We start from the raw sequence: 15,337 nt of genomic DNA on the forward strand, positions 1-15,337 counted from the left end.
GCGCCGGCGCCAGTGCCCGGGCCGCGCCGCCACGGTCGCCGCCCTCCAGCAGCAGCGCGGCCAGACGCAGGCGCGCCTCGGCCAGCTGGCCGAGCAGGTCGCCGCCTTCGCCGTCCGCCAGCAGACCGCGCCAGGCGGCGATGGCTTCGTCGCGCCGGCCCTGCAGCGCGGCGAGCTGGGCCTGCAGGCCCAGCAGCGGCCGTGGCCGGTGCGGCATGACGAGGTCGGGCAGGTCCGCACCGATGCGCACCAGACACTCCAGGCCCTCGGCCAGCGCCTCAAGGTTGCCGATGGCGGCCGCCATGCGCGACATGGCAAAGGTCGCATGCCAAGCGCCCCAGGCACCATAGCCCGGCACATGCTCGGCCAGGCGCAGCCGCATCAGGGCCAGGGCCTCGTCATGGCGGCCGGCGATCAGGTCGAACATCGCATGCAGGGCCTGGCCCTGGTTGCGCGCGATGACGATGCGACCCAACCAGGCTGCATCGGCTTCGGCATGAGCCAGCATCTGCCGGGATTCGGCCAGGCGGCCCTGCCAGAACAGGTTCCAGGCCTGGGACGTGTGCGCGTTGACGCCGAAGGGCAGCGACCGGTTGCCCAGCACCTGCATCGCGCCACGGTACCAGCGGTCGGCCACCGGCGACACGCCGACGCAGCTGATCTGGCGCGGCGACGGCGAGCAGATGTACCAGCTCTCCAGCGTGGTCGTGTTCAGCAGCTCGGTGACAAGGGCGTCGAACAGCGGCGCAACGGCATCGAAGCGGCAGCTTTCCATCGCATGCCAGGTACGGCCCAGCAGCGTCACGCGGCGCAGCTCGCCGCTCAGCGCAAACGGGTCGAGGTCGCGCAGCAGGGCTTCAGCCTCCTGGAGGCGGCCCTGCGCGATCAGCAGGATGCTGCGATGGCCGCGCGCGGCGAGCAGACCGGCCTCGTCGCCGCGCGCGTCGAACAGCGCCTCGGCGCGGCTCTGATGCCATTCGGCCTGCTGGGCCTCCCACAGCACCCACAGCGCCAGCGCCTTGACGCGGTGCAGTTCCGGGCTGGACTCGGCAAAGGCAGGGTCGAAGCGCCGGGTCAGGTCCAGCAGGCCCTGGGCGCCGAGCTGGTTCATCAGCAGCCCACCATCGCCCAGCAGCAGCTCGGCAGCGCGCTCGGGGCGGCCGGCGGCCAGCAGCAGGCTCTGGCGGCGCACCGCGTCCGTCTCCAGCATCGCGGCGCGCTCCAGCTGCTGGCGGTAGACCTCGGGCTGCTCCTGGCGCAGGCGCTGTTGCAGCATGTCGCGCAAGAGCTGGTGCAGGCGCAGCGTGTGGGGCGCCAGGTCGACGACGGTCACGAAGAGCGAGAGGCGCTCCATCTCGGCCAGCCAGCCGGCCGCGTGGGCGTCCTCGCCCAGCGCCTGGCAGCGCTCGGCGTCCAGTTCGTGCAGCACGCTGGTGCGCAGCAGGAAGCCGCGCAGGCCGGGTTCCAGCCGGTCCAGTACCTCGGCGGCCAGGTAGTCGAAGGTGGCGCGGTCGATGGCTGCGGGCAGGCGCTGTTGTCCCGCGCCCAAAGCCAGGCGCAGCCCGGCGGGCCAGCCCTGGCAGCGCTCATAGAGCCCCGCCGCAGCGGTTTCGTCCAGGCCCGCGGCCTGGGCCAGTTGCTCGACCTCGCCGCGCGCCAGCGCCAGCTCGACGGGGCCGAGGTCAGCCAGCTCGCCGGCGGCCCGCAGCCGCGCCAGGCGCAGCGCGGGTTCGTGGCGGGCGGCCAGCACCAGGCGCCAGCGCTCGCCCATGCGGGCCAGCCAGCGGTCCAGGAACTGCAAGGAGGCGGGGTCGACGAGGTGGTGGGCGTCGTCCAGCACGATCAGGCCATGCTCGACCTCGCAGGCCTCCAGCGCATTCAGCATCGCGTCGGCCACGGTGACGATCTCGGTGCCGCCGCGCAGGGCCGCGTCCCGCAGGCCCTCGGGCGCCGTGCGCCAGGGCGGGTCATAGGGCTCGAAGGCGGCGAACAGGCAGTCCAGCAGGCGGCCGAGGTCGTCGCCTTCGTCCAGGGCCACCCAGGCAATGGCCGTGTCGGCGCCGGCATCGGCCAGGGCCTGGGTCAGCAAGGACGTCTTGCCATAGCCGGCAGGCGCGCAGATCAACAGCACGCGGTGAGCATCCAGCGCGCGTTGCACGCCGGCCAGCAGGGCCGGGCGTGGCAGCAGCAGGCCGGCACGCGGGCGCGGCGCACGGGTCTTGGTGTGGGCGAGAGCCATGGGCGCGGATGCTAGTTCACAGACCCCGGGCTTGAGGGGGTGAGATGGCTCCATCGGCTAACGATTGCCTAACGGTCGCCCTCAAAACTGGCGCACAACCTGATCGGAGACCCCACCATGAAGCTTGCCCGACTGCTGCTGCCCCTGACCCTTGCCGCCAGCCTTGGCGCCCATGCCCAGCAGGGCGTGAGCCTGGCGACCGGATTCACCGATTTCACGACCTGGTCGCTGTACGGCAGCGCGACGGCGTCCAACATGACGCCGGGCAACGGCTTCACCTACAGCGACTTGATGCTGACGGCACCGGGCGTCGGCGGCCAGGGCGGCGCCGGCTTCGCGCCCAATGCCATCACGCTGGACTTCAACCAGGGCTTCGCTTTCGACTTCCACTTCTTCATCCCCGTCAGCCAGGGCCTGCGCGGCGATGGCCTCACTTTCACGCTGAGCGACACGGCCGGCGTCGGCGGCGCAGGCTCGGGCCTCGGCTATGACGGGCTGAGTCCGGCCAGCGTGGCCTTTGCCATCGACACCTTCCACTTCAACGGCGAACCGGTGTCGCCCAGCCTGCAGATCCTGTCCGGCGGCTCAGTGGCGCCGCTGGCTGCTACCGAAACCGGCCTGGGCGACGCCATCCGCGACCCTGACTTCCAGTGGTATGCCTCGGTGCAGTACACCCCCTCGGGGTTGAACGACAACGCCGGCATGCTGACCGGCACCATCGAGCACCTCAACCTCGGCACCTTTACGGTCAGCGCCCAGGTCAGCTTTGACCAGCTGGGCCTTGTCGGCACGCCGGTGTTCTACGGCTTCACGGCTGCCAACGGCCTGGCCACCGACGGCCACTTCATCACCTCGGCCGTGCCGGTGCCCGAGCCGGGCAGCTGGACCCTGATCCTGGCCGGCCTGGCCTGTCTGGGCATGCTGGCCCGGCGCCGCCGCGCGCGTTGACGTGATCCAAGTCGCTGCCCTCGGCCCGCGGCCCGCCTGCGGGACGCCCTTTGACTGTCACGCCTCGGCCGCGACGTTGTAGACACCTGCCTCGGACAGGCGAAAGCCACAACGGCTGTAGAACTCCCGCAGGTCAGGCTCGAAGTCGACGTGCACCCAAGTGACCCCGCGCGCCCTGGCTTGCTCCAGCGCGGCAAGAACCAACGCCGTTCCGATACCGTGCCGCCGGCAACTGGGATGAACCGTGGGGTCCAGGACAAACGCATGCGTCTTGCCGTCCCAGGCGACGTTGACGTAGCCGACAAGTTCGGCCCCCCGGTACGCGCAGACGTAAGCCATGCTGGAGCGCAAGACGGGTTGAAATGTCGCAGGGCAATGGTTCGCCCAAGATGCGGAAAACAACTCGTTCAGTTCCAAGTCACCCAGGGGTGGCGAGAGCTTGTATTCGATGGCGGGCGCTGAACTCATGGGCGGCACGTGGTTAGGCGTCACCCCACTCAGCGACGAACGCGGTAGCGGATGTGGGTGGCTTCCGGGGTGTCGATCACCCGGACAATCTCCAACTCGACGCGCGAAGGCAACATCTCGAATAACCGGCGGCCACCACCGAGCAGGACCGGGATCTGGTGGATCTGCAACTCGTCCAGCACACCAGCCTCGAGCGCCCGTTGCGCCGTGTACGCGCCAAGCATCAGCACGATGCGATCCCCGGCGGCGGCCTTTGCCTGCGCCATTGCGCGCTCGATGCCGTCGGGCACGTAGGTCACCAACGGATAGTTCGCTACCGAAGGGCCCGGCGGCCGGTGGCTGGGCACGATGATCGGGACACCGTGGTTGTCACCGCCCCAGTGATCGACCTGCTCCACAGTGCGCCGCCCCGCCAGAATCGCGCCAGGTGAGTTCCAGTCGTCCCACAATTGCCCGACCGCCCCAGATGGACGGGAGAAGTCCCCATACCACTCGTGCAACCGGTCGAATCCGTCGCCGCCGGGGTTGCCCACTTCGTCGTTCGGGCCAGCGATGTATCCGTCGAGTGACATAGACATGAAGAGCACCGATGTGGACATTTGGGGTCTCCTGTTCTTTCGAAGAATGGTCAGACGTACGCGATGCCGCTTGAGTGACGCCTGACGTTGAAGCTGAGCCGATAGCGGCGGCCTGCCGACGCGAGTCGGCTCGAGAGGCTGGTTCGGCCTCACGCTCGCCGCGAGTGACGCGCTACGTACTGCTGAAGCACACCGTCCATACGAGACTGCCACCCCTCGCCGGTTGACTTGAAATACGCCACGACTTCCGGGCTATAGCGGACGGACACCAACAGCTTCTTGTTCTCAGACTTAGGCCGACCACGTACAGCCTTCATCGGAACCATGGCTTGCAACTGCTTCGGAGTCAGGGGGTGCGCGTCCGGATCGGCCTTTGCGGCTGCCGTAATCCCTTTGTCTTCCGCCACCGTCGGCATGACGATGGCCGGGCGCTTAGAAACTTTGGACATAGTGCTTCACCTCGCGTCGGTTGGCTTTGCGCAAGCTGATGATCCTTCGCGTTTCGCCACGACCTACAAATGCCACGTAGTACAGGATCCCGGTATCCGGCGCTAACGCGATCATGCGCAGCTCGCTGTACTCGTACCGTTCATCAACCCACACCAGTGATGCATCCCAATCGAGTCCGGCGGCCAATGCCAGCGATAGCCCCGTGCTTCTCCAGATTGCTCGCGTCTTTGGCAGGGTCGAACTCAACTTGCACGCTTTAGTGTAGCTACATTAAATGCGGCCGCCAATCGCGGGGCATGGCGGCATTGGTGAGGCCGAACGTGAAAGTGAGCGGACGCCGAAGGCGGTCCGCTCCAATGGCAGGTTATGGATCACTGCGGAAGTAGCTGGCCGGCTCAGGATATTCATGTGGCTAGGCACGTAGCTTGATGAGGCCAATCGCGGCAGCCAAGAGTGCAAGCCCCAGAGCGACAACCGCAAGGCCTGCGATGACAGCCTCCTTCCCGCGAAGCCAACCATGTGTTTCGCGATCGTCTTCGCTGACGATTGGAATCTTCCTCGCCACGATAAACCGGCAACCGATGTAGATCGCGAGGAATCCACACAAGGTCAAGAAGGCGTTCTCAATGGTCATCTGAGCCATAACGTGTGCGCTCAGCGGGCGGCGAAGCCGCCCGCTGCAGCAAAAGGTTAGCAGTACCGTGCATCATGTTGATTTGAGACTGCACGACTGTACTTAGACTCGAACTCGGCTCGGCTTGCGGCTGACTCCCATAGGTCTGCAACGTACGCGAACTCCTTTTCGAACGGCGCTTCAAACGCGGGAACATCTGTGGCGTACTCGCAGTTGCGGCTGAGCAGATGCCCGACGCGCTCGCCCGCAAATACCCCAGGGCGGGTGCGAGCTGGGGCTGGTTCTGGGTCTTCCCGCAAGACCATCACGCCACGGACCCGCGCACCGGCGTGTTCCGCCGGCACCACCTTTATCACGAGACCTTCCAGCGTGCATTCAAACGGGCCGTCCAGGCCGCCGGCGTCGCCAAGCCCGCCACGCCTCACACGCTGCGCCATTGTTTTAGCTACGACATGACTTGGGTACAAGTCAGTCTTCACTGAACCTTCGGTTTGCCACCCACCTGCTGCAAGCCGGCAGCGACATCCGCACCGTGCAGGAACTCCTCGGCCACTCCGACGTGGCCACCACGATGATCTACACCCATGTGCTCAAGCTCGGCGGCGGTGCCGTGCGCTCGCCACTGGATGCACTGGCCATGGCTCGACAGGAGGCTTCATGAACCTGGACACCGAACGGATCGACGACGCCGTGCTGGCCTTGTTGCTACTGGGCCTGCATGACGGCCATCGGGCGTGGAAGTCCTTCGACTGGGATGCGATGGGCCGGCTGCACGAGAAGGGGTTGATCAGCGACCCGGTCGGCAAGGCGACGTCCGTGGCTCTCACCGATGAAGGCCTGCAGAGGGCGGAGGCCCTGCTGCAGTCGCTATTTGGCAAGGCGGGCTAAGCGGCTGAGGCCGCACTGCCGGAGCGGCGCAGGCCGATTCATCACCCCGCCAGCAACTGCTCCAACCGCTGCTCGCGCAGACCATAAAAGCGCTTGATCTCGGCAATCTGCGCCAGCAGCTCGGGCCGGCGCGCAGCCAATGCCTCGGCGGCCAGGCCCTGCGCCTTCACGGCCAGGATCATCTTGTTCTTGCTGGTGTGCTCCAGCGCGATGAACTCGAAGACCTGGGTGCGGTAACCCTGGCTCTCCAGCAGCAGGGCGCGCAGCGAGTCGGTCACCATCTCGGCCTCCTGACCGAGGTGGATGCCGTGCTGCAGCATGGGTCTCAGCACGGCGGGCAGCGTCATCTGCGGGCGCAGTTCCTTGTGGCAGCAGGGCGAGCTCATGATGACTTTGGCGCCGGACTGCAGGCCGACGTGCAGGGCATGGTCGGTGGCGATGTCGCACGCATGCAGCGCGATCATGACGTCCAGCGGCTGCACGGCTTGCGTGCGCACATCGCCCTGGTCGAAACGCAGGCCGGTCAGGCCCTCGTTGTCGATGATGGCACCGCACAACTTGACCATGTCGTCACGCAGCTCGATGCCCGTGACGCGGGGGCTGAGGCCGTGGGACTGCAGCCAGTCATGCACGGCGAAGGTCAGGTAGCCCTTGCCAGAGCCGAAGTCGGCCACCCGCACGGGGCCTTGCAGTTCGGCCTCGTCGACGGCCGAGGACAGGATCTCGACGAAGCGGTTGATCTGCTTCCACTTGCGCGCCATCGCCGGCACCAGCGCCGGCTCGCCCTTGACAAGGTGGGTCAGCCCCAGCGCCGACCACACGGGGTTGCCCATGTCCAGCGGGCGCTGCTTGGCCTTGTCGTGGGCAGCGGGAGCAACCGCTTCAGACCCATCGACGCGCGTCACCCGCAGCGTTTCGCGGCCCTTGCGGCTGACGGCGAACTGCACCTCTTCGGTCGCCGTGTGCAGATGGGCATTGCGAAAGCGCGCGCCCAGCAGCGTGGCGATCTCGGCCAGGCCCGCCTCGGGGGCGTGGTTCTTGGTGACGTCCTTGGTGCGGTGGCGCCAGAGAAAGCTCAAGGCCGGCTCACCGCGCAGTTCGACCAGGCGCACGGTGAGGCGCTCGACGTCCTCGTCATCACCCACGGGGCCGGACAGCAGCAACTTGCCAAACTGCCCGCCAGCCAGGGCCAGGCGGATGAGGTGCAAAAAGCGCTCGTGGGCCGGCGCGGTGGCGGCCGGCGGCGGCGTGATGAGGGACGTGAACAAGGGCGCGGCCATAGCCGCGCATTGTCAGTGAGCCCGTCGGCGCTGGCTCCACAGGCCGATGAAGCCCATGCCCGCCATCAGCAGTGCCAGGCTCTGCGGCTCCGGCACGGCGGCCGTGACCCGCAACGGCTCCCAGCTCATGGACACCAAGCCCAGGCGCTCGTCGGTGACGACGCCCGGGATCATGTAGCTGGGCCAGCCCTTGCTGTCGAAGCTGAAGAAGCGCACGCCCTCCTCGTTCTGGCTGAAGGCGGCCATGTGCGAGAGCGTGCCGCTGGAGAGTTCGAACTCCAGGCCGGCGCGTTCGCTGAAGCCGAGGTTGAAGGCCTGCACGGCGCGGTTGCCGGACCAGTTCAGCTCAAACTCGGTCAGCTCATAGGCATAGAGCCAGCCATTGCCGTCGAGGTCGCTGCCGGCGAAATGGCCGCTCAGCGTGGCACCATCGGCGTAGCCGGTCTGGTTGAAGCTGTAGCTCTGGGCCTGGGCCGGTTCAACGAAGGTGGCGGCCAGGCTGATCAGGGTGGCGAAGGCAAAAAGGCGGGGTGAAGACATGACGGAACTCCATCGGGGGTTGAGGAGTCGTCATGCTGCCGACCGGGTCGCACGGCCGCTTCGCCCAGGAGAGCCATGCCCAGTGCCGTCGGTATTGGCCCGTTTGGGGCCGGCGCGCTCAGGCGTGCGTGATGTGCGCCCGCATCTCCGCCGTATCCAGGTGCGGCAGCGTGTTGAACGTGACGAGGTGGTGGCGCTTCGGGTTGAAGGCAAACTCGGTGACAGCCGAGTTGCGGATGCGCAGGTTGAGTTCCACAAAAGTCTCGGGCGGCGTGGACAGCACCTGGGCCACGGCCGTGGCGATAGGCCCACCGCTGGAGACGATGAGCACCTGTTTGCCCACACCCAAAGCCAGCACGCGTGCCAGCGCATCGGCCACGCCGGCGGCGAAATCCGCGTGCGCCGGCATGCCCACCGGTGCCGTCTCGCCGCTCATCCAGGCCAGCAGGCCCTGGCGAAGCAGCCGGAAGTGGTGCTTGACGGCCTCGGGGGTCGTCGGGGCATCGATGGGGCCGGGGTGGATGGCGCGCACGACGGCCTCGCTGTCGTACTCGTTCAGCCCCGGCAGTGCGACGGCGGGCAGATCCTCACCGTAGCCCTCGACGATGCCCGCCAGCGACTGCTTGTGCCGCCGCAGCGTGCCGGTGAACACGGCATCGAAGCGCTGGCCGCGTTCGCGCCAGTAAGCGCCGAGATGGCGGCATTGCTCATGGCCCTTGGCGCTGAGCTGGTCATAGTCGGCCGCACCAAAGCTGGCCTGACCGTGGCGGACGAGATAAAGGCTTCCCATGAACGTGATCATGAACGGCAAGGGCAGCGCCCGCTGTCGCGACAATGACGCCATGACACTTCGAATCGCCACGCGCGACGACACTGCCGAGATCTGGCGCGTGCGCTATGCCGTCACCGAGAACAAGCTGACCCCGGGCCGCATCTCGGATGCCGAACTGCATGTCTATCTGGAAGATTTCGGCCGTGGCTGGGTTGTCGAACTGGAGCCCGGGCGCATTGCGGGCTTTGCCATCGGCGACGCCCGCGACGGCCACATCTGGGCGATGTTCGTGGACCCGGCGTTGCATGGGCAGGGCTACGGCCGCCAGTTGCACGACGTGATGGTGAACTGGCTGTTCGCTCAGGGCCACGGGCGCCTGGACCTGGGCACCCAGCCCGATTCGCGCGCCGAGGCCTTCTACCGTCGAGCCGGCTGGACGCCGACCGACGAAGGCCTGGACGTCTACGGCGACAAACGCTTTGAACTTCGCATCGAGAACTGGAACCCCCATGCTTGAAACCCATGTCGTCGAGACCGGCCCCAATCCCGGCGCGACGCTGATCGTGCTGCACGGCCTGGGGGCCGACGGCCATGACTTCGTGCCCATCTGCGGCGAGCTTGATTTGAAGAGCCTGGGCGCCGTGCGCTTCGTGTTCCCGCACGCGCCCGAACGGCCCGTCACGATCAACGGCGGGTATGTGATGCGGGCCTGGTACGACATCCTCGGCGCCGACCTCGTCAAGCGCGAGGACGAGGCCGGCCTGCGCGAGTCGCAGCGGCAGATTGCCGAACTCATAGACAGCGAGCGCCAACGCGGCGTGGCAGCGAACCGCATCGTCCTCGTCGGCTTCTCGCAGGGCTGCGCAATGGCGCTGATGACGGCGCTGCGCTACCCCGAGCGCCTGGGCGGCGCCGTCGGCTTGTCGGGTTATCTGCCGCTGGCTGCGACGACGGCCACCGAGCGCTCGGCGGCGAACGCCGACCTGCCCATCTTCATGGGCCATGGCAGCCAGGACACCATCGTCGTGCCCGCCCGCGGCACGGCCAGCCGCGACGCTCTGCGAACTCTGGGCCATGAGGTCGAATGGCATGACTACCCCATGCCGCACTCGGTCTGCATGGAGGAGATCGAAGACCTGAACGCCTGGCTGCTGAAGCAACTGGCTTGAATTCGGGGGCTTGTTTCCATCACCGACGGATGGGCTCGTCGGGGAAGATCAAGTAGTCATGGAGCGCCTGGCCGAACAGATCGTTGACTGGCACAACCGCCACCCGCTTGCGCGGCGCATCGCCGTGGGCGATGTGCACACCGTGGGCGTGGTGGCCCTGCCCTTTGTGCGCGCCTCCGCCGAGGCGGGCGGCCTGGTCGAGCCCGTGCTGACCGATGTGGTCAGCGCCTTCGACGCACTGCATGGCTCGCCCCCTCTGTCACGCTGGGCGGCATGGAAGCAGCGCCTGACGCATCTGCCACGTCTGATCGCCCGACGCCCGCGCACGCAGTGGCGCGCCTTCAGCGAGAAATTCCTGCCCGGCCTGAGCCCGGCCCAGGTCGAGCGCTTTGCGCTGGCCCATGGCTTTGCCGAGCCGCCGGCCACCCCCGACAGCCGGCCCTGGCGCGTCATCGTCATCGACGAGACCCTGGCCAGCTCCCACGGCGGCTGGCCTTTCGAGCTCTATGTGATGACGGCGGGCGTCGATGTGGGCAGCGCCCGCACCCGCGTGCTGGCCGGCCGCGGCATCCCTTCGGAAATCATTGGCCGCCGGCTGTGGGACCCGATCCGCCTGGGCGCAGCGGGTGCCGTGCTGGCGGTCCTGATCGCCGTGGGTGCCTGGATGCTGTGGCCCCAACGCGCGGCCGAGCCGGCCGCTGCGCCGCCCCCGACGGCAGCGTCGGCGGCATCAGCGCCGGCCCTGGCTGCCTCCGCCTCAGCCGCTTCTGCGCCCGCCTCCGTTCCAGAGTCGGCCGTTGCGGCCGCTTCAGCCGCGCAAGCGCCCGCCAGCGAGGCCGCAAGCGACGCGCCACCGCCCGATATTCGCCCCCGCCTCGTGGAGCGCACCGATGGCATCAAGCGCCCGCCGATCCTGCGCTCGGACAAGCCCGCCGAGGCGCCTGCGGAAAAGCCGGGCGAAAAGACGGTCGACAAGCCCGAGCCTGCCGCCAGCAAGCCCGAGCCCGTCGACCCACGCCTGGCTCGCCTGGCCCAGTCATCGGACAAGGTCGTCGTCGCCCTGGTCGGCCCGCCGGGCAGCAAGGCCGAGGCCGAGGCGCTGCTGGGGAAGATGAAGGCGGGCCTGGTCGGCGTGCACGGCAACCCCGACGCGCTGCAGGCCGATGTCATCCAGACGCCCGAGGGCTGGCGCGCAACGGTCTGGCCTTTCCCGAGCAGGGAGCAGGCCCAGCTGATCAATGCGACCCTGGTGGCGCGCGGCCTCAAGACCAAGGCCGTTAACTTCTAGGACCGGCGTATGACGAAGGCGCGCTTGTCGCCGCTGTCAAAGCCACAGCGCTCGTAGAAGGCCCAGACGGCGGGGTCCTTGCGACTGGTCGTCAACACGACCTTGTAGGCACCTGCGCCCCAGGCTTGATCAATCGCATGCCGGACGACGGCCTGGCCATGCCCCTGGCCGCGATGGTCCGCATGGGTGACGACGTTCTCGATGACGCCATAGCTGCTGCCGCCGCGCGTCAGGTTGGGGATGACGGCGAGGTTGCAGCTGGCGATGAGCGTCTCACCGTCAAAAAGCCCGAAATGGCGCAGCCACGGATGTGCGAACACGGCGTGTACCGCCTCTTGCGAAGGCGGCGCATCGCCGGCGTTCAGATGCTGATAGAGATCAAGCAGAGCGTCGACATCGCCGACGCCCAGGTCACGGATCACCACAGCACTGCTCATCGCCCTGCGGGCCGAGCGCTGGGCCGCTCCCGAGCCGGCCCGCGCTGGCGATGTGCTTGCGGCTCGACGCCGCAAGCATCGCCGTCACCTCGGGGGACCGGCTGGACTCGCCCGCGTTCAGCGGCGCGAGGCCGGACGAGGGGTCTCATTATTTGACTTCCAACTTCATCGTGTTGGCAATGAAAGCCAGGATGTCGCTGCGCTCCTCGATGATCTTGGATGTCGGCTTGCCCGCGCCGTGGCCGGCGTTGACCTCGATGCGGATCAGCTTCGGAGCCGCACCCGTGTCGGCGGCCTGCAGCGTGGCGGCGTACTTGAAGCTGTGCGCCGGCACGACGCGGTCGTCATGGTCGCCGGTCGTGATCAGCACGGCCGGGTACTTGGCGCCGCTCTTGATGGTGTGCACCGGCGAGTAGGCGCGCAGCGCGTTGAACATCTCCGGGCTGTCGGCGCTGGTGCCGTAGTCGGTAGCCCAGGCCCAGCCGATGGTGAAGTTCTGGTAGCGCAGCATGTCCATCACGCCGACCTGCGGCACGGCGACCGCGAACAGGTCGGGGCGCTGGTTGGTGACCGCGCCGACCAGCAGGCCGCCGTTGCTGCCACCGTTGATGGCCAGCGTCGCGGGGCTGGCGACCTTGTGGCTGATCAACCATTCGCCGGCGGCGATGAAGTCGTCGAAGACGTTCTGCTTCTTCAGCTTGGTGCCGGCCTCGTGCCAGGCCGAGCCGTATTCGCCACCGCCGCGGATGGAGGCAATGACGTAGACGCCGCCCATCCTCATCCAGGTCGCGGCCGTCACGCCATAGCCCGGGGTGATGGAGATGTCGAAGCCGCCATAGCCGTAGAGCAGGGTCGGGTTGCTGCCGTCGAACTTCAGGCCCTTCCTCGCGGCGATGAAGATGGGGAAGCGGGTGCCGTCCTTGCTGGTGACGAATTCGCGGCGGGTCTCGAACTCATCGGGGTTGAAGGCCGTCTTGGGACGCTTGAACAGGCTGATCTTGCCGGTCTTGACGTCGTAGCGATGGATCTCGGCCGGGGTGGTCAGGCTGGTGTAGCTGAAGAAGGTTTCCCTGTCGCTCCAGCGCCCGCCGAAGCCGCCAGCCGTGCCGATGCCGGGCAGCTTGACCTCGCTGAGCTGCTTGCCGTCGGCGCCATGCACGCGCACGAGGGTCGCAGCGTCATGCAGATAGCTCAACAGGAAACGGCCGCCGACGGCAGAGGCTGCCGTCATCGCATCCGGGCCCTCGGGCACCAGCGTCTTCCAATTGGCCTGCGCCGGGTTCTTCAGGTCGACAGCGACGAGCTTGCCGCGCGGGGCGCCCTTGTCGGTCTTGACGATCAGCTTGCCGTTGACGGCGGCGACAGGGGTGTACTGGGCGTCGAAGTCCAGCGTGATGGGCTGGGGCTTGCCGCCGGCAAAAGCCCCCTTGGGCAGGGGCAGCACCATCAGGCCGTTCTTGCTGCCGGCGCTCTTCCAGACGCTGATGACCAGCAGTTGGCCGTCGTCCGACACCTCGGTGCCAAAGCCCCACTCCTTGTCGTCGCGGTTCTCGGCGACGAGCAGGTCCTCGCTCTGGGCCGTGCCGAGGCGGTGGTAATAGAGCTTCTGGAAGTAGTTGGCGCCCTTGAGCTTGTCGCCTTCCTTGGGCGCGTCATAGCGGGCGTAGAAGAAGCCCTTGCCATCGGCCGTCCAGGCGGCGCCGCTGAACTTGACCCATTCGATGGTGTCGGCGAGATCCTGTCCGGTGGCCAGGTCACGCACCTTCCAGGTCTGCCAGTCGGAGCCGGCACCGGCGATGCCATAGGCCAGCAACTTGCCGTCGCGCGAGGGCACGACGCCGCTCAGTGCCACGGTGCCGTCCTTGGACAGCAGGTTGGGGTCCAGCGCCACGACCGGCGTGTCGGCCAGGGACTTGGCCGTGTAGAGGACGTTCTGCTGCTGCAGGCCGTCGTTGCGGGTCCAGAAATAGCGGCCGCCTTCGCTGAAGGGGATGCCGAAGCGCTCGAAGTTGTAGAGCTCGGTGTAGATGCGGCGCGCCGGCAGGCGCTGCGGCATGGCGGCCAGGAACTTGTCGGTGACCTCGTTCTGGGCGATCACCCAGGCCTTGGTCTCGGCACTGTTGTCGTCCTCCAGCCAGCGGTAGGGGTCGGCGACGGCCGTGTCGTGATACGCGTCGATCTGGTCGGCCTTGCGCGTGACGGGGTAGGTCAGCGACTGGGCCTGGGCGCTGGTAGCGAGCACGGCGGCAGCAAGGGCGAGGGCGGACAGGGGAAGCTTCATCAGGCGGAGTCCTGGGTTCGGTAAGGCCGGGATTCTCGGCGCCGGCCAACCCGGCGCCGATCGTCATGCGATGAAGCCCTGACAGCAATAACCCTCAGCTTCGATAGTCCGCGTTGATGCTGACGTAGTCGTGGCTGAGGTCGCAGGTCCAGACGGTGGCGCTGGCCGAACCGCGGTTCAGGCCGACGCGGATGGTGATCTCGGACTGCTTCATGACGCGCTGGCCGTCTTCCTCGCGATAGGTCGTCAGGCGCCCGCCCTGGCGCACCACGGCAACGTCATCCAGGTCCAGGTCGATCAGGCCCTGGTCCAGGTCGCCAATGCCGGCATAGCCGACGGCCGCCAGGATGCGGCCCAGGTTCGGGTCGCTGGCAAAGAAGGCCGTCTTGACCAGCGGCGAGTGGGCGATGGCATAGGCCGCCAGCCTGCACTCGGCCTCGTCACGGCCGCCTTCGACGGTGATGGCAATGAACTTGGTCGCGCCCTCGCCGTCGCGCACGATGGCCTGCGCGAGTTCCTGGGCCAGCGCGATCAGCGCCTCGCGCAACGTCTTGGCCTCGGCGCTGTCCAGCGACGTGATCTCGGCATGCGCCGCGCGGCGCGACGCAATCAGCATGAAGCAGTCGTTGGTGGAGGTGTCGCCGTCGATGGTGATGCGGTTGAAGGAGGCGTCGGCCGCTTCTTTCACCAGCGGCTGCAGCAGGGCCGGGGCGACGTTGGCGTCGGTGGCGACGAAGCCCAGCATGGTGGCCATGTTCGGCCGGATCATGCCGGCGCCCTTGGAGATGCCGGTCAGGGTGACGGGCACGCCGCCGATCTCGATGCGGCGTGAAGCGGCTTTAGGCAGGGTGTCCGTCGTCATGATGCCGGCGGCAGCCTCGGCCCAGTTGTCGGCCTTCAGCGCGGCCAGGGCGGCGGGCAGGCCGGCGGTGATGCGGTCCACCGGCAGGGTCTCCATGATGACGCCGGTCGAGAAAGGCAGGATCTGCTCTGGCTGGCAGCCGATCAAGCCGGCCAGGGCCTGGCAGGTCTGGCGCGCACGGGCCAGGCCGTCGGCACCGGTGCCGGCGTTGGCATTGCCGGTGTTGATCAGCAATGCGCGGATGGCCGAGCCGCCGGCCAGATGCTCGCGGCAAAGCTGCACGGGAGCGGCGCAGAAGCGGTTGGTCGTGAAGACGCCGGCGACCGCGGCGCCCTCTTCCAGCGCGATGACGCTGAGGTCACGCCGGTTGGCCTTGCGCACGCCGGCCATGGTCACGCCAAGGCGCACGCCCGGCACGGGCAACAGGGAGGCGGGATCGGGGGCGGTGAGATTGACGGGCATGGCGCGCTCGGTTGGTCAGGGAAAGCGCGCAGATTCTAAGA

19 protein-coding genes are annotated in these 15,337 nt (G+C 67.7%); 7 read left to right on the forward strand and 12 right to left on the reverse strand.

What is annotated here, in order from left to right; genetic code table 11:
* Nucleotides 1-2,239 (reverse strand): winged helix-turn-helix domain-containing protein (locus AC1DW0_RS22570; RefSeq protein ID WP_477948147.1); only part of this gene is annotated, 2,239 nt, incomplete at its 3' end.
* A 117-nt stretch (nucleotides 2,240-2,356) separates the two neighbouring features.
* Here AC1DW0_RS22570 and AC1DW0_RS22575 point away from each other — a divergent pair.
* A complete protein-coding gene (locus AC1DW0_RS22575; protein ID WP_477948149.1) occupies nucleotides 2,357-3,187 on the forward strand; it encodes a PEP-CTERM sorting domain-containing protein in 831 nt (276 codons plus the stop codon).
* Nucleotides 3,188-3,244: 57 nt separating this feature from the next.
* Here the strand turns inward: AC1DW0_RS22575 and AC1DW0_RS22580 are convergent, their stop codons facing one another.
* The 5 genes from AC1DW0_RS22580 to AC1DW0_RS22600 all read right to left on the reverse strand — a co-directional run bounded on the left by AC1DW0_RS22580 (nucleotide 3,245) and on the right by AC1DW0_RS22600 (nucleotide 5,317).
* Nucleotides 3,245-3,655, reverse strand: a complete 411-nt coding sequence (locus AC1DW0_RS22580; protein ID WP_056192776.1) for a GNAT family N-acetyltransferase — start codon at nucleotides 3,653-3,655, stop codon at nucleotides 3,245-3,247.
* 29 nt (nucleotides 3,656-3,684) lie between these two features.
* Entirely contained in the window at nucleotides 3,685-4,254 is a 570-nt protein-coding gene (locus tag AC1DW0_RS22585) for a dihydrofolate reductase family protein (protein WP_477948151.1), read from the reverse strand.
* A gap of 128 nt (nucleotides 4,255-4,382) precedes the next feature.
* A complete protein-coding gene (locus tag AC1DW0_RS22590) occupies nucleotides 4,383-4,682 on the reverse strand; it encodes a BrnA antitoxin family protein (RefSeq protein WP_082532422.1) in 300 nt (99 codons plus the stop codon).
* Nucleotides 4,666-4,929: a BrnT family toxin gene (locus tag AC1DW0_RS22595; RefSeq protein ID WP_457351434.1), complete on the reverse strand. Its 264-nt coding sequence runs from the start codon at nucleotides 4,927-4,929 to the stop codon at nucleotides 4,666-4,668. Before AC1DW0_RS22595 ends, AC1DW0_RS22590 begins: the two co-directional genes overlap by 17 nt.
* Nucleotides 4,930-5,095: 166 nt before the next feature.
* Entirely contained in the window at nucleotides 5,096-5,317 is a 222-nt protein-coding gene (locus AC1DW0_RS22600) for a hypothetical protein (RefSeq protein ID WP_457351436.1), read from the reverse strand.
* A gap of 227 nt (nucleotides 5,318-5,544) precedes the next feature.
* Here AC1DW0_RS22600 and AC1DW0_RS22605 point away from each other — a divergent pair, with 227 nt between their 5' ends.
* Genes AC1DW0_RS22605 through AC1DW0_RS22615 form a run of 3 tightly spaced genes read left to right on the forward strand, consistent with a single transcriptional unit; the run spans nucleotide 5,545 to nucleotide 6,205 of the window.
* Complete coding sequence (locus AC1DW0_RS22605) at nucleotides 5,545-5,799, forward strand: tyrosine-type recombinase/integrase (RefSeq protein WP_457351438.1); 255 nt, start codon at nucleotides 5,545-5,547, stop codon at nucleotides 5,797-5,799.
* Nucleotides 5,775-5,978, forward strand: coding sequence for a tyrosine-type recombinase/integrase (locus AC1DW0_RS22610; RefSeq protein WP_457351440.1), 204 nt, complete (start codon nucleotides 5,775-5,777; stop codon nucleotides 5,976-5,978). Before AC1DW0_RS22605 ends, AC1DW0_RS22610 begins: the two co-directional genes overlap by 25 nt.
* Nucleotides 5,975-6,205: a DUF6429 family protein gene (locus AC1DW0_RS22615; protein ID WP_056192786.1), complete on the forward strand. Its 231-nt coding sequence runs from the start codon at nucleotides 5,975-5,977 to the stop codon at nucleotides 6,203-6,205. The genes AC1DW0_RS22610 and AC1DW0_RS22615 overlap by 4 nt, the downstream gene beginning before the upstream one ends.
* A 41-nt stretch (nucleotides 6,206-6,246) precedes the next feature.
* Here AC1DW0_RS22615 and AC1DW0_RS22620 read toward each other — a convergent pair whose 3' ends face one another.
* The 3 genes from AC1DW0_RS22620 to AC1DW0_RS22630 form a co-directional block, all read right to left on the reverse strand.
* Complete coding sequence (locus AC1DW0_RS22620) at nucleotides 6,247-7,485, reverse strand: class I SAM-dependent methyltransferase (RefSeq protein ID WP_477948155.1); 1,239 nt, start codon at nucleotides 7,483-7,485, stop codon at nucleotides 6,247-6,249.
* A gap of 12 nt (nucleotides 7,486-7,497) precedes the next feature.
* Entirely contained in the window at nucleotides 7,498-8,025 is a 528-nt protein-coding gene (locus AC1DW0_RS22625) for a PEP-CTERM sorting domain-containing protein (protein ID WP_457351444.1), read from the reverse strand.
* Between the two features lie 118 nt (nucleotides 8,026-8,143).
* Nucleotides 8,144-8,815: a histidine phosphatase family protein gene (locus AC1DW0_RS22630; RefSeq protein WP_056193121.1), complete on the reverse strand. Its 672-nt coding sequence runs from the start codon at nucleotides 8,813-8,815 to the stop codon at nucleotides 8,144-8,146.
* A 52-nt stretch (nucleotides 8,816-8,867) separates the two neighbouring features.
* On the opposite strand from AC1DW0_RS22630, the gene AC1DW0_RS22635 reads away from it, so the two are divergent.
* The 3 genes from AC1DW0_RS22635 to AC1DW0_RS22645 are packed head-to-tail and all read left to right on the forward strand — an operon-like array spanning nucleotide 8,868 to nucleotide 11,254.
* On the forward strand, nucleotides 8,868-9,314 hold the full coding sequence (locus tag AC1DW0_RS22635) for a GNAT family N-acetyltransferase (RefSeq protein ID WP_457443994.1): 447 nt from the start codon (nucleotides 8,868-8,870) through the stop codon (nucleotides 9,312-9,314).
* Nucleotides 9,307-9,966 carry an alpha/beta hydrolase gene (locus tag AC1DW0_RS22640; protein WP_477948158.1) on the forward strand — a complete coding sequence of 220 codons (660 nt, stop codon included), beginning with the start codon at nucleotides 9,307-9,309 and terminating at the stop codon, nucleotides 9,964-9,966. The genes AC1DW0_RS22635 and AC1DW0_RS22640 overlap by 8 nt, the downstream gene beginning before the upstream one ends.
* Nucleotides 9,967-10,024: 58 nt before the next feature.
* Nucleotides 10,025-11,254 carry a hypothetical protein gene (locus tag AC1DW0_RS22645; protein ID WP_457323574.1) on the forward strand — a complete coding sequence of 410 codons (1,230 nt, stop codon included), beginning with the start codon at nucleotides 10,025-10,027 and terminating at the stop codon, nucleotides 11,252-11,254.
* On the opposite strand, the gene AC1DW0_RS22650 is transcribed toward AC1DW0_RS22645, so the two are convergent.
* The 3 genes from AC1DW0_RS22650 to argJ all read right to left on the reverse strand — a co-directional run bounded on the left by AC1DW0_RS22650 (nucleotide 11,251) and on the right by argJ (nucleotide 15,296).
* Nucleotides 11,251-11,676 (reverse strand): GNAT family N-acetyltransferase, encoded by a 426-nt coding sequence (locus tag AC1DW0_RS22650; protein WP_235531819.1) that lies wholly within the window; start codon nucleotides 11,674-11,676, stop codon nucleotides 11,251-11,253. The two genes, AC1DW0_RS22645 and AC1DW0_RS22650, sit on opposite strands and share 4 nt — an antisense overlap.
* A 163-nt stretch (nucleotides 11,677-11,839) precedes the next feature.
* Nucleotides 11,840-13,972 carry a prolyl oligopeptidase family serine peptidase gene (locus AC1DW0_RS22655; RefSeq protein ID WP_477948161.1) on the reverse strand — a complete coding sequence of 711 codons (2,133 nt, stop codon included), beginning with the start codon at nucleotides 13,970-13,972 and terminating at the stop codon, nucleotides 11,840-11,842.
* Nucleotides 13,973-14,066: 94 nt separating this feature from the next.
* Complete coding sequence (argJ, locus tag AC1DW0_RS22660; protein WP_457351450.1) at nucleotides 14,067-15,296, reverse strand: bifunctional glutamate N-acetyltransferase/amino-acid acetyltransferase ArgJ; 1,230 nt, start codon at nucleotides 15,294-15,296, stop codon at nucleotides 14,067-14,069.
* Nucleotides 15,297-15,337: the final 41 nt, after the last annotated feature.

It is taken from the genome of Roseateles sp. P4_D2 (assembly GCF_056401875.1).

Coding starts and splice junctions, on each gene's coding strand:
- AC1DW0_RS22575 (WP_477948149.1), top strand. CDS start 2,357: ATGAAGCTTGCCCGACTGCTGCTGCCCCTGACCCTTGCCGCCAGCCTT.
- AC1DW0_RS22580 (WP_056192776.1), bottom strand. CDS start 3,655: ATGAGTTCAGCGCCCGCCATCGAATACAAGCTCTCGCCACCCCTGGGT.
- AC1DW0_RS22585 (WP_477948151.1), bottom strand. CDS start 4,254: ATGTCCACATCGGTGCTCTTCATGTCTATGTCACTCGACGGATACATC.
- AC1DW0_RS22590 (WP_082532422.1), bottom strand. CDS start 4,682: ATGTCCAAAGTTTCTAAGCGCCCGGCCATCGTCATGCCGACGGTGGCG.
- AC1DW0_RS22600 (WP_457351436.1), bottom strand. CDS start 5,317: ATGACCATTGAGAACGCCTTCTTGACCTTGTGTGGATTCCTCGCGATC.
- AC1DW0_RS22605 (WP_457351438.1), top strand. CDS start 5,545: ATGCCCGACGCGCTCGCCCGCAAATACCCCAGGGCGGGTGCGAGCTGG.
- AC1DW0_RS22615 (WP_056192786.1), top strand. CDS start 5,975: ATGAACCTGGACACCGAACGGATCGACGACGCCGTGCTGGCCTTGTTG.
- AC1DW0_RS22620 (WP_477948155.1), bottom strand. CDS start 7,485: ATGGCCGCGCCCTTGTTCACGTCCCTCATCACGCCGCCGCCGGCCGCC.
- AC1DW0_RS22625 (WP_457351444.1), bottom strand. CDS start 8,025: ATGTCTTCACCCCGCCTTTTTGCCTTCGCCACCCTGATCAGCCTGGCC.
- AC1DW0_RS22630 (WP_056193121.1), bottom strand. CDS start 8,815: ATGGGAAGCCTTTATCTCGTCCGCCACGGTCAGGCCAGCTTTGGTGCG.
- AC1DW0_RS22635 (WP_457443994.1), top strand. CDS start 8,868: ATGACACTTCGAATCGCCACGCGCGACGACACTGCCGAGATCTGGCGC.
- AC1DW0_RS22640 (WP_477948158.1), top strand. CDS start 9,307: ATGCTTGAAACCCATGTCGTCGAGACCGGCCCCAATCCCGGCGCGACG.
- AC1DW0_RS22645 (WP_457323574.1), top strand. CDS start 10,025: ATGGAGCGCCTGGCCGAACAGATCGTTGACTGGCACAACCGCCACCCG.
- AC1DW0_RS22655 (WP_477948161.1), bottom strand. CDS start 13,972: ATGAAGCTTCCCCTGTCCGCCCTCGCCCTTGCTGCCGCCGTGCTCGCT.
- argJ (WP_457351450.1), bottom strand. CDS start 15,296: ATGCCCGTCAATCTCACCGCCCCCGATCCCGCCTCCCTGTTGCCCGTG.